We start from the raw sequence: 14646 nt of genomic DNA, 5'->3' as shown, positions 1-14646 counted from the left end.
AACCACAAAGCGAAATGTGATAGAACTAACAGTAATATTTTATTATTGATAAAAAATAAATACTCAGATCCGGCGTGATGTATGAATATCACGCCTTTATTCTAAATGGAGATTTCTCAGCTATGGCAACTTTTTCACTCGCTTTCGGTAGTGCAACTAAAAACACTGCAGGTAAAATTATCGAAGCTTTTTTCCCTAATCCGCTACTAAACCCAAGTGATAAATTGGTTGCTGATATTAGCGAGATCGTTACTTATCAAGGTAAAAATGAAGTTATTGAAGTAACGCCTGCTCAAGCAACACAACTTGCTGCTGCATTCACTGCAAACGATGATGCGGCTAACGCTAAATTTGCAACTGCAGCAGCAAACAGCAAACAGCCATTAGTACTTGTGATTCTGGCAACTGACGAAAAACCAGCATCAGTTGCTGAAGGCTATTTAAAGCTACAGCTGATTTCACACCGTTTAGTGAAACCACACGGTACTGTACTTGACGGTATCTTTGGTCTACTGCATAACATCGCTTGGACAAACCTAGGCCCTATCGATTTACCTGAACTGGCAGACCGTCAAATAGCAGCGCGTCTTGAGGGTGAAGTATTAACGGTAAGCTGTGTGGATAAATTCCCTAAAATGACAGACTACGTGGTACCGACTGGTGTTCGTATTGCCCATACTGCACGTGTACGTTTAGGCGCACACGTTGGTGAAGGTACGACTATCATGCATGAAGGTTTTGTTAACTTTAACGCCGGTACTGAAGGCGTGAGCATGGTTGAAGGTCGTATTTCTGCCGGTGTCATGGTTGGTAACGGTTCTGATATCGGTGGCGGCGCGTCTATCATGGGTACATTAAGTGGCGGTGGTCAGTTAGTTATCTCGATGGGCGAAAACTGCTTATTAGGCGCAAATGCTGGTTTAGGTATCCCTATGGGTAACCGTTGCACAATTGAATCAGGCTTATACATTACAGCGGGTTCTAAAGTACAAATGCTAGATGCAAACAACCAAGCGGTTGAAGTCGTGAAAGCGCGTGATTTAGCCGGTAAAGATGACTTGTTATTCCGTCGTAACTCAATCACGGGCACAATTGAATGCTTAACCAATAAATCAGCGGTTGAACTAAACGCAGAGCTACACTCAAATAACTAATTTTTAGTCATAGTTTGTAGTGTTAAGTAAATAATGATGCCCAGCAATGCTGGGCATTTTTGTGCTTTAAAATCAGTTAGCAGCATAGATGAGTCGAATACATTCCTATTCGGCTCATGAAGTGAGTCGAATAATTCAGTTAATCGTATCATTAACCTCCATATCATGACAGTCCACTCGGTTTACTTTATCCCAGACACAAAAAAGCCACTGCAACTGCAGTGGCTTAAATCAATCAGCGAACTGATTATAGCGTATTACTGATTATAGGGTATTAATGTATTGTTCCATATCAGTACGTAGGTTATCAGATTTAGTACCAAAGATTGCTTGGATACCTGAGCCAACAACTACGACAGCACGAGCGCCGAGTGCTTTCAGTTTATCTTGGTCAACATCATCGATAGAATTAACACTTACACGTAGACGAGTGATACAAGCGTCTAAGTTAGTAATGTTGTCTTTACCACCGAATGCAGCAACTAATTCAGCCGCCATTGCGTCAGTTGATACTGGTGCAGCAGCAACTTCTTCAGATTCATCTTCACGACCCGGTGTTTTAAGGTCTAGCATCTTAATCACTACGCGGAATACTGTGTAGTAGATTGCAGCGTAAACAAGACCGACAACTGGTAACCAAATACCGTTCGTTGATTGGCTGAACAATACAGTGAAATCAATGAAACCGTGTGAGAACGTAGTACCGTGTTTAATGCCTAGTAGAATCATCACTACGAAAGCAGAACCCGCTAATAAAGCGTGGATAACATAAAGTACTGGTGCAACGAATAGGAATGCAAATTCAATTGGTTCAGTAATACCCGTTAGGAATGAAGTTAACGCAGCTGATGCCATGATACCCATTACTTTAGCGCGGTTTTCAGGTTTAGCAGCGTGTGCAATGGCGATAGCAGCAGCAGGTAGACCAAACATTTTGAACATGTAACCACCAGCCATGTTTCCGGCAGTCGGGTCGCCAGCTACATAACGTGAGATTTCACCCGTAAACCATTCGCCATTTGCAGCAGTACATACCGCTTCAGTTGCAGCTGTGATAGCACTACCATCAACCGCTTTACAGTAAGCACCCGCTTCAAAGAAGAAAGGTACATTCCAGATATGGTGTAAACCAAATGGAATAAGTGCACGCTCAACAACACCATAGATACCAAATGCCATAGCAGGATTTTGATAAGCAGCCCAGTCAGAGAATGCAGAGATTGCGCCACCAACAGGGGGCCATACAACAGAAAGGATAAGACCTAGAGCGATAGCTGCAAAACCAGTAATAATTGGCACTGCACGTTTACCGGCAAAGAAACCTAGGTATTCAGGCAGTCTAATTGTGTAGAAGCGGTTAAATACCCAACCAGCTAAACCACCAACAAGGATACCACCAAGTACACCAGTATCGATACTTTCAACGCCCATCACGCCAGCCATAACACCTAGCGTTGCCGTCATAATACCGTAACCAACAATAGCAGCAAGACCCGCTACACCGTCATTTTTAGTAAAACCAAGTGCAACACCAATAGCGAATAGCAACGCCATTTGGCCAAATACAGAACCACCAGCTTGTTCCATGATGCTAGACAAGATTTCAGGCATCCAGCTAAACTTGGCTGCACCAACACCTAATAAAATACCCGCAACCGGTAATACCGATACTGGTAACATTAACGACTTACCTACTTTCTGTAGATTTGCAAACGCGTTACTCATCTCTCACTCCTAAGTGAACAAACTAAATAGTGCTATAACAGTGGCCTGATACAGCGGAATTTGTTGAGGATGCATGATTAGCTTCCTTTGTTGAGTTAACTATAGCCTGCTAAAAACAATAGTCATAACTATTACCGGATTGGCTGTTTAGATTTGAATAGCCACTCACAATGGTACAAAACGGTACAATTGAATCGCTCTTTTTACAACGCGATCAATATAGCTTCACTTGAAGTGATGACATGGTAGGGTTTTGCTTTAGGAAAGCAGGTACAAAGCTGACATTTAACCTGCTACACAGTAAAAGTAACGGATTAAACCTTTATACACGAGATTTGTAAAAAAAAGATAACCAACAATAATAACAGGGTTACAGATAAACTTACGTAACAAAGTGTAACCTAAGTTTATCTGTACGTTAACAACCGAAAAATACCGTTTTTTACGCCTTTCACTACACGTTTGGTCGGTAGTCACTTTCTTGTGCGGGCCAGCCAAATTGCTCAAATAAAGCTAATACTTCGTCACCAATATTAGCTTCAATATGTACAGGCTGCGCCGTTACCGGATGAATAAAAGATAAGGATTTGGCAATAAGCAACAAGCGCGACAATTCAAAATGCTCACGGTAAAACACATTATGGCGTCCGTCACCATGGCTAGTATCACCCACGATCGGGTGGAACATATGTTTCATGTGACGACGTAATTGATGTTTACGACCGGTTTGTGGTTCCAGTTCCATCAAACAATAACGGCTTGTCGGGTGATTTTTACTCACCGCGTAGGGAATTTCAACCTGATGCAAAGGGCGATAATGGGTAACCGCTTCTTGGGCTTCTTTATCCTGCGTAGCTTGTTTATCCGCAATTTTATCTAACTCAACCTTAAGCGCGTAATCAAGTGTGCCCGCTTCATTAATCCAACCGCGCACCACGGCAAGGTAACGCTTAGTTAGCGCGTGCGCTTGAAAGATTTCGCTCATCTGCCTTGCTATTTCGCTTGATAACGCAAATAACAATACCCCAGATGTCGGACGATCCAAGCGGTGCACAGGAAAAACATGCTGACCAATCTGATCGCGCACCATTTGCATCGCAAACTGAGTTTCATGGCTGTCTAACCAACTACGGTGCACCAACAAACCAGCCGGTTTATCAATCGCCACCAAGTATTCATCTTGATATAAAATATCTAACATTGTGTTTTATTACCTAATTCTTTTTATTTAACAGCAGATCAAACGATAAGATCAGGGCTAATAACTCACGCGTATCCGCTGTTACTGCTTTAAAAGCTTCTTCTGCCATCGGGTGTATTCCCATGTTCGCAGGTAGCGGCACTTGCATGACCACCAGCTGAGTCATTTTATCTAAAAAGATAAACTGTAACCAATCAGTAAAGGGCATAGTATCAATGCAAAATGGCGCAGTACTCGCTAACGCGTCAGCACTTGGTTTTACATTATTCCACAATGCCGTGTTTTGCAATTCAGCTTCAATCGCAGTCAGTAACTGCTGGGCCTGCAAATAAATCGTCATACTTGTATCTCGATTTAAGGTTCGCGACGCCAATTTAACACCGCAACCAAACAAATTTAACGGCATTATACGTCAGCCAAGCACAGATACAAAAGTCCATCGTGATCTCAATTCGCATCTTGATAGGGTTTGCGTATAATACCTAAATACTTAAGCTCCATTCATCTCTACTTATCACTTGGACACATTAGATCATGGCAAATATGCATACCCTCAACACGCTATCGGAATTTCTGTTACAAGCAAAGACTCAATTTCGCGTGTATGACATGGGCCGTAAGATCAGCAAAATTTCAACCGACGACTTTATGCAATTTGAATCAGCCCAACGACCTTACCCGGCCCCACTGCAACGCCATGCTCAATTTGCGATCACCTTCTGGAACAAAAATGAGAATAACCAACACTATCTTTGGTTTCTTAAATTTCCCCTAGATGAACAAGGCCTACTGATCCAAGGTACCCGTAATGTATTTCTTAACATGGTGGTTGAATCACTGGGGCTAATGTTAGAGAAAACACCGAGTGAAGAACAACAAGAACACTTGGCAACAAATCCATATGTGTTTAAACCAAGCACTGACAAAGTCGCCATGCTCAATGCTATTATCAACCGTGACTTTATTCGCCCCGAAAGCAAATATTACCCAACCGCACACAACTACTTCGCCAACAAACTCGGTTTTGGGCAATGGCAAGAAGTCGGTGTACAAGGTATTTGCGACATTGCCGCACGCCTAAATCGTGATAACAATGCCCAGCACCTGGCAGCCGCCTTGCCCGCATTACCAACAGAACCGCTGTATTCACTTTGCCTTGCCCTTGAGCATGAAGCACTACCAACGGTATTAAGTGAAGCGTTAGCGGCATTAATAAACCAAGAAATAGCCCAAGAAAATCCCGATGATGTACGTCTATCTATGCTGTTCCGTGCCTTTTCAAGCGCACCAGCACAGGGGTTACGCACAGATCTTTACCCTGCACTGTTTAAGCACAATGACATTAGCCAAACGATTGTGGCATTAGCAGGTCGCTGCTGGCATGATCTGAATGATGAAGTGCTATTATTAGCTTTCTTTGAAGCCGCGGTACAGCAACAACAAGGTGAAGAGTTATTTATTTATCTGTTCTCAGATCTAGTTGCTATCCCTGCACTGCGTAATAAAGTATTAGCGATGTTACGTAACCCAAACCGCACCAATACGCTGGGTCGTGCGATTGGTCTACTGTTTCGCCAGCAACGTGGCTAAGCCAGCGAAAGTCAAATAATATAGAATGACACAGCTATCACGGAGAAATAAGAATATGGGAAGTTTGTTAGCCATCGTCGTTGGGTTCATCGGGATTGTGATCTTTTCACACCTGCGTAAACAAGCTGAACTAGCCAATGCATTAATCAAACAATACTGCCAACAGCAACAACTACAATGGTTATCAACGGCTCAGGCTGGTATTAGTTGGTTACCACACAAAGGCAGTTTGTTTCGCTATAAGTTTAATTTTGAATTTAGCAGCAATGGTGAAAATGCCTACCAAGCTTGCCTCGTGATGGCTGGACCGACAGTATTAGAGTTTATCGTTCCACCTTATGCAATAGATTAACAGCGATAAACTAACCTTGTTGCTCATCTCTGGCTATACTGAAAAAAAACATTGGAGCCAGATGATGCTTTTAGCCACGCAAACCTTAGCAACGTTATTTGCGCAACTTGGGTTAGAAAATGATGAATTAAGCATAAAACGCTTTATCCATCAGCATAAAATCGAAGCCAGCGTATTATTATTTGAAGCGCCGTTTTGGAACAAATCCCAAGCGCTGTTTCTCAAAGAATCGATTTACGAAGATGCCGACTGGGCAGAAGTCATAGATCATCTTGATACCATGTTACGTTAGTAGCCACATAAATAATCTAATCCACTAAATCAGAAATATTAAGGAAGACATACCATGAGCCGACAGCATATAGTTGATGCCGCAAACCGAGTGGCTCTAGAAGGGAAGCAGCCGAGTGTCGCACTCATCAAGTCGCATCTGACACAGCCAGCTGGTCTACGCGATATTATTGAAACACTGAAAACATGGCAGTTTGATCCGCATGCTAGCGTGCCAGAAAAGCAAGTGGCAACAAAAATAACCACAGAGACAGACCCAACGGCAGCACTGATTGCCACCGCGATAGCTTCTGTACGTGAAGAGTTTGCACCATTACGCCAAGAAGTAACCGAACTGAAAGCTGAAATAGCCGCATTAAAAAAAGCGCTATTAACGCAATAACGATCATGACCCCAATAACACACTATTGAGAGAATACCTTGTTTACTGCAGAACTGACTTTTGAATGCTACCAAGACACGACAATCAATGCTGTCGATGGTGCGATCACCCAACTTATTGATGCCTTACGTTACAACGGCCAAATATTAGGTCGTGAATTCCCAACCAGTATGGATGATGGGGTCTTTATTACCCGTGTTGTTTGTCCCGAAGAAGAAAGCTTACACCCGAGACATCATTCCTGCATTGTTGAAAAACGCTTACAAGCCTTAAGTGACGCGGGATTGCTCGCGCCTAAGGTCCGTCTAACAGGCATGGATTTACACTCAGACAATACCGACCCTTGTCAGCAACCAGAATGGCAAGTTTTATATACCCATTATCTTAGCACTTGCTCACCACTGCGTTGCGGTGAACATCTAGCCCCAATCCCACTGTATAAATTACCCACTCCAGCAGTTGGCGATCATCAAGATTTATTACGCTGGCAAGTCGATTGGAGTTCAACAGATGAATTACAAATGCATGGCACCACACTAAAGCAAGCATGTAGTGACACATTAACGGACCTAACCAGCCCGCTGAATAATACCGGCTGGCAGTTAGCAAAAGAGATTGAACATAAAAGCCAGGTACCCACTTATTACTACTTGTATCATTTAGCTGATTCAGCTGAACATGACCAGAAAGCACGCCCTTGTCCAAATTGTGGTGGTGACTGGCAATTAGCCGAATCACTACACGGTATCTTTGATTTTAAATGCGAACCTTGTCGTTTATTATCAAATTCACCTTGGTAGCTAGTCTCTAAATTAAGTCGAATAAGACATAAAAAGCGCGAGTGAATTATCACTTGCGCTGTTTTATACTGACTTTATCGAAATCTAGTGCTCGAGTAACACCGGTGTTAACTGGTTAATAAATGTAGCCAGATCTGGCGCCAACACTTCCGCAATACCTTTACCTAAGACTTCACGCACCACTTCACCACTGACATTATCCAGTGCAATGATCTGCATATCATCAGCGCAGCTAGCAATGAACAAGGTTGGTGATTGTTTCAGTGTTTTTTTCATCATCAAATGGGCAATGATATTTTCTTGCAAGCGCTTTGAGTCATCCTCACTCCATACTTGTACCAATTCAATGATCTCATCATTAAAGCTCGCAGGCATATGGTCACTAAAATAAGCGCCGAAAAAAGTGGATATTTGAGGTTCAAGTTCAATACTTAACGCCGATTCAATATTACTAAAAGAAGTGATTTCATCGCGTTTAATCGGCAACCAGGCTTTGTGTCCAGGAAGCAGTTGTGGTTGATTCGCCTCGGCAATAAAACAAGGTGAATCCCACTCAGGATCAAACGCTTGCTGTGGTAAATAATCTTGTGTGTGCCAAAGTTGTTCACAGCGCGCATAAAAAGCAATTAACGCATCGGTTACAGCTGCAGTCATTATATTCCCCAAAAAATGATTAAATCGGCTATAGCATATCACTACGCAGTAAAATTTATTACAATCTCGCCATTGATAAGTAAATTATCTGCAACAGACGAGAATTAACCATGACACCAGCAAACCGTTACCAAGATTCAACCGCTCTCGATAAACTCAACCTAGGGCAAAAAACAGAATATATCTCTCAATACCAACCTAGCTTGTTACAACCAGTACCAAGACAATTAAATCGAGATGATCTGGCACTATCAGACCAATTACCCTTCACGGGCTGTGATCTATGGAACTTATATGAGCTGTCTTGGTTAAATAGCAAAGGTAAACCGATTGTCGCTGTTGCTGAAGTAAAGGTGTGTGCGACATCAGTTAACTTAATTGAATCGAAGTCATTCAAACTGTACTTAAACAGCTTCAATCAAACCCGCTTCACCTCGACACAAGAGGTGACTGAAACGCTGCAACGCGATTTAGCGAGCTGCGCAGAAGGAGCCGTTACAGTCGAGATGTTCGATGACTTGGACACGGCGCCAAGCCAAATTACCAAGATTAGCGGCACTTGCATTGACCACCTTGATATTGACGTCGATGGGTATGAATTTAATGCCGCACTATTACAAGGCGCTGCAGATAACAGCGAGCAAGTTGATGAGATCATTTACAGCCACTTGCTTAAATCAAACTGTCTGGTCACCAACCAGCCAGATTGGGGCAGCGTTTATATTGCTTACCAAGGTAACAAAATCGACCAAGAAGCATTATTACGCTATTTAATCTCATTCCGTCAGCATAATGAATTTCATGAGCAATGCGTTGAACGTATTTTCACCGATATAATGCACTTCTGTAAGCCAGAGCAATTAACTGTTTATGCACGCTACACCCGCAGAGGTGGCTTGGATATCAATCCATTCAGAACCAATTGTGATGCTAACATAGAGAATATTCGCTTAATCCGCCAATAACATGACATGACTGGGTATTTTTTTAAATAGCCAGTCATTAACAAAAGCAGTAAAATAGTTTAGTATTTAAAAGTTGCAGATGATAGGAGTTCCAGATACCTTGTTCATCATAAAGCAATAGCGACCTCACCCCAATCGAGGCCTCATTAGCAAAGGAACGCTAATTTAAAAATAAGGACATGTAATCATAAGAATGTGATAGCGGTCTTTCTAGTCGATATTAAACAGATGATTTTACGTTTTTTTTATTTTCTTGCGACACTTCTATTTAGCAGCACCGTAGTAGCCAGCTTATTTGACCAGCTGACATTGCCTAATGAGCTACAACGCAGCCAACAAGTACAATACAGCCAACCTTATCAATGTATTCAAATTATTGATGAATTCTTGCAAGCACAAAAAAAAGACACCGTAAGCGAAGTTTCACGTGTTAGCCACATCCGAGAAAAATCGATCACACCATCCGATCTGGTACTCATTAAGCAGCAAAAAGCCCTGTGTTATTTCTACGCCAATAATACCGGTCAAGCCGTCGTAACACTTGATAAGATGCTGGCAAAAAAGACCCATAATGAACCGCTACACTTACGACAACAAACTCTGCTAATTAAAAGCCACATTTTAGCGCAATCTACAACCTTGCCTAATTTTCAACTGGCACAAGAAACCATTGATCTAGTGCTCAGTAGTATTGATAATAATACCTATAACCCAACAGCCAATGGCTATTTCACCCTCAAAATTATCGCTGGTGAGATCGCGCTAAAATTAAACGACTATCAAGAATCAATGACGTTGTTTCGCGAAGCGCAAAAGTACGCAGCCAAAACACCACTCACCAATAATGCCGCTTGGGCAGCTTATGCTATTGGCTATAATTACCAACAACAAAATAAACTCACGTTGGCGATTAATTTTTACAATAAAGCCCAACAAAAATTACTGGACAATAAAGATACCCTCAACGGCCTACTCACTAAAAAAATGAGTCAGGCATATATTGCCGAAGATAATTTTAAATTGGCTATCAGCTTTGCTAATCAATCTGCGCAATACTACCAAAACCTCGGTAACAAACTGCAACTATCGGATTCTTTGTTAGCCCTTGCTAGCATGCACCGTAAGATAAAAGAATATAATTTATCCTTAGTTTATTACTTTAACGCCTTAGACTTATTGAAAGTGTTTGATGAAAAAAACAGATTAAATACCGTTTACTTCGAAGTAGGCAAGACCTATTTGCAAATGGGTAACTTTAGCTTAGCAGAGCAATATTTACTTAACGCTGAACAACTTTTTTTCAACAATGGTCAAAATAGTTTGTTGCTTGAATCACTTGTACATTTAGCCAATTTAGCCATCCAACAACAGCATTACGACAAAGCATTAGCGCGACTAAATAAAGCCCTGGCGATTGCGGGTCAGCTCAATAACAGTAAAAACTTTGAAACAGTCTATCTGTATCTTGCAACAGCGTATGAAGAAACTGATCAATATGCAAAAGCGCTTGATAGCTATAAGCAATTCGTACGTTACAATAAACAGTCTAACTTTGACGCAAAAAAAGCAGTGCCCGTTTCAAATCAACACAAAGAAAATAATGAAATAAAATCACAAAAAATAGATCAACTACAAGCGCAAGTAACCAAGCTTAAACAAGCAAAGCATAACTTGATTATCAATGTGTTCTTATTGGCTTCGATTGTGTTAATTGTGTTGTACTTGTACTACGTTAATAGTCAGAAAATGAAGTTACAGCGCGAAGAGGTAGAACAGCTCGAAGATAACTACAACCTCCATCAAAATACCGGTTTGAATAACATCAACAGTCTCAAGCAGTATATTCCAACGCCCTTACAAGAGGCTCGATTTTACTCGGATTGGGAATATTCCGATAAACAAAATAGTGTCCATAGCTGTGCTATTATCAACCTGGATTTTTTACAAGCTTTACGTCAGAAACATAGCCTTTCCTTGGTCAATAAGATCGAAACCGAGTTAGGTGCTTATTTACTACTTCAACTAAATGATTCTGAACGTTTATTTCAATTAAATGACTCACAATTACTATTAGTTCGAAAAGTAAATAAAAACTATGATCCAGCAGTCATTGCGAACTATATTTTAGATTGGTTTGAGCAGTTTGATTGCCAACTTAACTTCAGTAAAGATATCTCGATAGGCATGGTTTCTCACCCATTCTTATTTAAGTATCCGACGGCGATAGATAGTAAAAAACTATTAAATATTGCGACCTTAGCATTATCTGGTGCCACTCAACTAAGTCAAAAAAACAAACAAAATAGCTGGGTTCAGTTAAGTGCATTAACCTATACACAACCGGCATTTTTCCATGGTGATGTTTGGAATCGCTCTAAACAGGCAATTGAAAAAGGTTTAGTTAAAGTCACTTCATCAGCCGACAAGAATGATATTAATTGGTTGTAAACATACATTTTAAGCGCAAACTATTTTATAGATGTATATATAGTGGTAAGCTAATCTTCATCTTTGATTTAACCAATGTGAAGAGTTTTCATGCAGATATCACAAGATACGCATTCAGTAACACCATCAAGTGAGGCCAACGGCTACACTAAAATTAACACTGCAATGCTATTAGCCTTCATCAATCGTTTACTCGGTGCAACACGAGGGATCGATAACGAGCTAAACATTGAAGTGAGTAAACTGAAAGCCACTCTTGAGCGTAGTGCGTCTGACGATGAAATCATCACTAACATCAAACAGGTCGAACGTCAGGTAATGCTACAACCGAACGTATTATCTGATTCCTTAAAAATTGCTGATAATGCCGTATCCCAAGCAGCGACCTCACTCATCAACTTATTACAACACGACCCAGCACTGACCGCAGAATTACAATTAGTATTAGCGGAACCAAAAGCAAGTGCCGTCGTCGCATTACAAGCCAAAGTCCAATCACTTTTTTGCATTTATCATAATGCGATCAAAAATCTACAAGAATCTAGCGGCGATAATAACCATAACCTATCAGCAACAGCAATCGCCCATAAAAAGATATGTGATGATTTACAACGCTTAATCAATGAACTGGATTTTTCAGGTGGCTTTGGTTCTAATCTCAAAAAAATTCGCCAACGCTTATTGCAAGGTGTTGCAAGCCACGAACTCGTTGATATTTGCCTACAGATAATTAACAACGTGATTGAAGGTGCACGTGAAGAACGTCTCGCTTCAAAAACCTTTTTGCATGCCATCGTTGAAGAACTAAATAACATTGCTTATAAATTTGATAATTCATTAGTTGATAGCGACAACATCAGCAAAAAACAAATGAGTTTATTAGAAAACTTGAAAGAGCGTATTGATATTTTAGATCTCGATATCAGTACCAGCGATAACTTAGAAGAAACCAAACAACATGTGCAACAAGGGTTAGAGATCATTTCAAGCAGTATTCAGCAGCAGGAACAACTACTACAGGACAAGATCCGACTTGAAGCACAAATAAAAGCGGTACAAATCCAGCTTGAAGAACTTAAAAAAGAAACCTTGCTGCACACACAGCGTTTAGAAGCACAGCAGCATAAACTCTACCTAGATTCATTAACGCAAGTCTATAACCGCACCGCATTAGATGAGCGTTTTAAACTGGAATTCAAGCGTTGGCAACGTTATCAAACCAATACCACCATCGCGATGGTCGACATAGATCATTTTAAAAACATCAATGACACATTCGGACATATCGCCGGGGATAAAGCGCTTAAAATAGTCGCAAGGGCACTACAGAAATCAATTAAAAGTGCTGATTTTATTGCCCGCTTTGGTGGTGAAGAATTTGTATTGTTACTGAGTGATTTAGCGCCAAATGAAATACAAGCTGTGTTAGATAAACTGCGCAATACTATCAAAAACATCCCGTTTAGATTTAAAGGTAAACAAATCTCAATTACCATTTCAATCGGCGTCACCCAGTTCTCTGCCGACGACAACGAAACAGTGGAACCTTTTGAGCGTGCTGACCAAGCTTTATATGAAGCAAAAAGTTCGGGACGAGATAAAGTCATCATTAGGATCTAAACTTAATGAGACCTGCGACGATAAGTCTAGCGATAATCACCTGTTAACATCCGATTATATCTGCTCATCGTCAATGTCTCAGACAGGAGTTTAGTTTATGATCACCCACATCAAACCCGTCGGTAGTATGGATCTACTATCACAACTTGAAGTAGACCGCTTACAACAAAAAGCCACCAGTGATTTATATTTATTATTCCGCAATTGCTCGCTGGCGGTATTAAATTCCGGTTCTCGTACTGATTCAAGTAGTGAGATCTTAAAAGCTTTCCGTAACTTTGATATCAGTGTTGTCCAGCAAGAGCGTGGCGTCAAACTCGAGTTACACAACGCACCAGAGCAAGCTTTTGTCGATGGCGAAATAATTCGCGGTATTCAAGAGCATCTGTTTTCTGTATTACGCGATATTCTCTATGTTGATAGTTACATGGAAAAAGTCCCGGTACCAAAAAAGGACTTATCCTCATTTCTAACCAACCAAGTATTTTCTATCTTGCGTAATGCGCGCGTGATCAAATCAGATTCCGATCCCAATATGGTCGTTTGCTGGGGTGGGCATTCGATTCGCTCACCCGAATATGAATATGCCAAAATGGTAGGCCATGAATTAGGTTTACGCGAGATGAATATATGCACAGGTTGTGGACCCGGTGCGATGGAAGGGCCAATGAAAGGCGCAACGGTAGGTCATGCTAAGCAACGGGTAGCACAACGTCGTTACCTTGGCCTGACAGAGCCAAGCATCATCGCAGCAGAGCCGCCAAACCCTATCGTCAATGAATTAGTGATCTTACCGGATATAGAAAAGCGCTTAGAGGCCTTTGTCCGTCTTTCGCACGGCATTATCATTTTTCCAGGTGGTGCTGGCACAGCTGAAGAGCTACTCTATTTACTGGGCATCATGATGCACCCCGAGAATAAACGTCAGCCTTTACCCATCGTATTAACAGGTCCGAAAGAAAGTGAAGAGTACTTCACCACCATTGATGACTTTATTGGGGCGACATTGGGTTTTGAAGCGCAGAAGTATTATCAAATCATTATTGATGATGCGTCAAGTGCTGCGCAAATCATGAAAAAAGCGATGCAAAAAACCTACGAATACCGCCGCGCGATTGGTGATGCGTATTCTTATAATTGGAGTCTTAAAATTGAACTCGATTTTCAGGTGCCATTTATCCCCAACCACCAGCACATGGCAGCCTTAAACCTCAACCTTGAGCAAGCACCAGAAGTACTCGCAATGAACCTGCGTAAAGCCTTTTCAGGCATTGTCGCTGGTAACGTTAAAGACTCGGGGATCAAAGCGATTGAAAAAAATGGCCCATTTAAACTGCAAGGTGACCCGAAATTAATGCAATTAATGGACAATTTATTAAAAAGTTTCATAAAACAGAACAGAATGAAGCTTCCAGGTAGTAAATATGAGCCTTGTTATGAAATAATTAAGCCTAGCTAACTTTG

Annotated in this window: 14 protein-coding genes; 10 read left to right on the top strand and 4 right to left on the bottom strand. The window is 41.2% G+C overall.

What is annotated here, in order from left to right:
• Positions 1–122: 122 nt before the first annotated feature.
• A complete protein-coding gene (gene dapD, locus FR932_RS20755) occupies positions 123–1154 on the top strand; it encodes a 2,3,4,5-tetrahydropyridine-2,6-dicarboxylate N-succinyltransferase (protein WP_019442077.1) in 1032 nt (343 codons plus the stop codon).
• A gap of 264 nt (positions 1155–1418) precedes the next feature.
• Here dapD and ptsG read toward each other — a convergent pair whose 3' ends face one another.
• The 3 genes from ptsG to FR932_RS20740 all read right to left on the bottom strand — a co-directional run bounded on the left by ptsG (position 1419) and on the right by FR932_RS20740 (position 4420).
• Complete coding sequence (gene ptsG / locus FR932_RS20750; RefSeq protein ID WP_019442075.1) at positions 1419–2879, bottom strand: PTS glucose transporter subunit IIBC; 1461 nt, start codon at positions 2877–2879, stop codon at positions 1419–1421.
• 454 nt (positions 2880–3333) lie between these two features.
• Entirely contained in the window at positions 3334–4080 is a 747-nt protein-coding gene (truC, locus tag FR932_RS20745; RefSeq protein WP_019442074.1) for a tRNA pseudouridine(65) synthase TruC, read from the bottom strand.
• Between the two features lie 13 nt (positions 4081–4093).
• Positions 4094–4420: a YqcC family protein gene (locus FR932_RS20740; RefSeq protein WP_026032194.1), complete on the bottom strand. Its 327-nt coding sequence runs from the start codon at positions 4418–4420 to the stop codon at positions 4094–4096.
• Between the two features lie 194 nt (positions 4421–4614).
• On the opposite strand from FR932_RS20740, the gene FR932_RS20735 reads away from it, so the two are divergent.
• From FR932_RS20735 to FR932_RS20715, 5 genes are all read left to right on the top strand, one after another.
• Positions 4615–5670, top strand: coding sequence for a DUF3549 family protein (locus tag FR932_RS20735; RefSeq protein ID WP_019442072.1), 1056 nt, complete (start codon positions 4615–4617; stop codon positions 5668–5670).
• A gap of 55 nt (positions 5671–5725) precedes the next feature.
• Entirely contained in the window at positions 5726–6022 is a 297-nt protein-coding gene (locus FR932_RS20730) for a DUF3301 domain-containing protein (RefSeq protein ID WP_019442071.1), read from the top strand.
• Positions 6023–6083: 61 nt separating this feature from the next.
• A complete protein-coding gene (locus FR932_RS20725; RefSeq protein ID WP_019442070.1) occupies positions 6084–6314 on the top strand; it encodes a DUF2789 domain-containing protein in 231 nt (76 codons plus the stop codon).
• A 54-nt stretch (positions 6315–6368) separates the two neighbouring features.
• A complete protein-coding gene (locus tag FR932_RS20720; protein ID WP_019442069.1) occupies positions 6369–6695 on the top strand; it encodes a hypothetical protein in 327 nt (108 codons plus the stop codon).
• A gap of 38 nt (positions 6696–6733) precedes the next feature.
• Positions 6734–7495: a Zn-ribbon-containing protein gene (locus FR932_RS20715; RefSeq protein WP_019442068.1), complete on the top strand. Its 762-nt coding sequence runs from the start codon at positions 6734–6736 to the stop codon at positions 7493–7495.
• An 84-nt stretch (positions 7496–7579) separates the two neighbouring features.
• Here FR932_RS20715 and syd read toward each other — a convergent pair whose 3' ends face one another.
• Positions 7580–8149, bottom strand: a complete 570-nt coding sequence (gene syd, locus FR932_RS20710) for a SecY-interacting protein (protein ID WP_019442067.1) — start codon at positions 8147–8149, stop codon at positions 7580–7582.
• 110 nt (positions 8150–8259) lie between these two features.
• On the opposite strand from syd, the gene queF reads away from it, so the two are divergent.
• From queF to ppnN, 4 genes are all read left to right on the top strand, one after another.
• Positions 8260–9114 (top strand): NADPH-dependent 7-cyano-7-deazaguanine reductase QueF, encoded by an 855-nt coding sequence (gene queF / locus FR932_RS20705; protein WP_019442066.1) that lies wholly within the window; start codon positions 8260–8262, stop codon positions 9112–9114.
• 228 nt (positions 9115–9342) lie between these two features.
• Positions 9343–11562 carry a tetratricopeptide repeat protein gene (locus FR932_RS20700; RefSeq protein WP_019442065.1) on the top strand — a complete coding sequence of 740 codons (2220 nt, stop codon included), beginning with the start codon at positions 9343–9345 and terminating at the stop codon, positions 11560–11562.
• 90 nt (positions 11563–11652) lie between these two features.
• Positions 11653–13182, top strand: coding sequence for a GGDEF domain-containing protein (locus FR932_RS20695; protein ID WP_019442064.1), 1530 nt, complete (start codon positions 11653–11655; stop codon positions 13180–13182).
• A gap of 97 nt (positions 13183–13279) precedes the next feature.
• Positions 13280–14641: a nucleotide 5'-monophosphate nucleosidase PpnN gene (gene ppnN, locus FR932_RS20690; protein WP_019442063.1), complete on the top strand. Its 1362-nt coding sequence runs from the start codon at positions 13280–13282 to the stop codon at positions 14639–14641.
• Positions 14642–14646 lie beyond the last annotated feature (5 nt).

It is taken from the genome of Moritella marina ATCC 15381 (assembly GCF_008931805.1).
Classification (GTDB): domain Bacteria; phylum Pseudomonadota; class Gammaproteobacteria; order Enterobacterales; family Moritellaceae; genus Moritella; species Moritella marina.
Note: the sequence above shows the minus strand (reverse complement) of the source record. Positions and strands in the feature narration are given on the sequence as shown.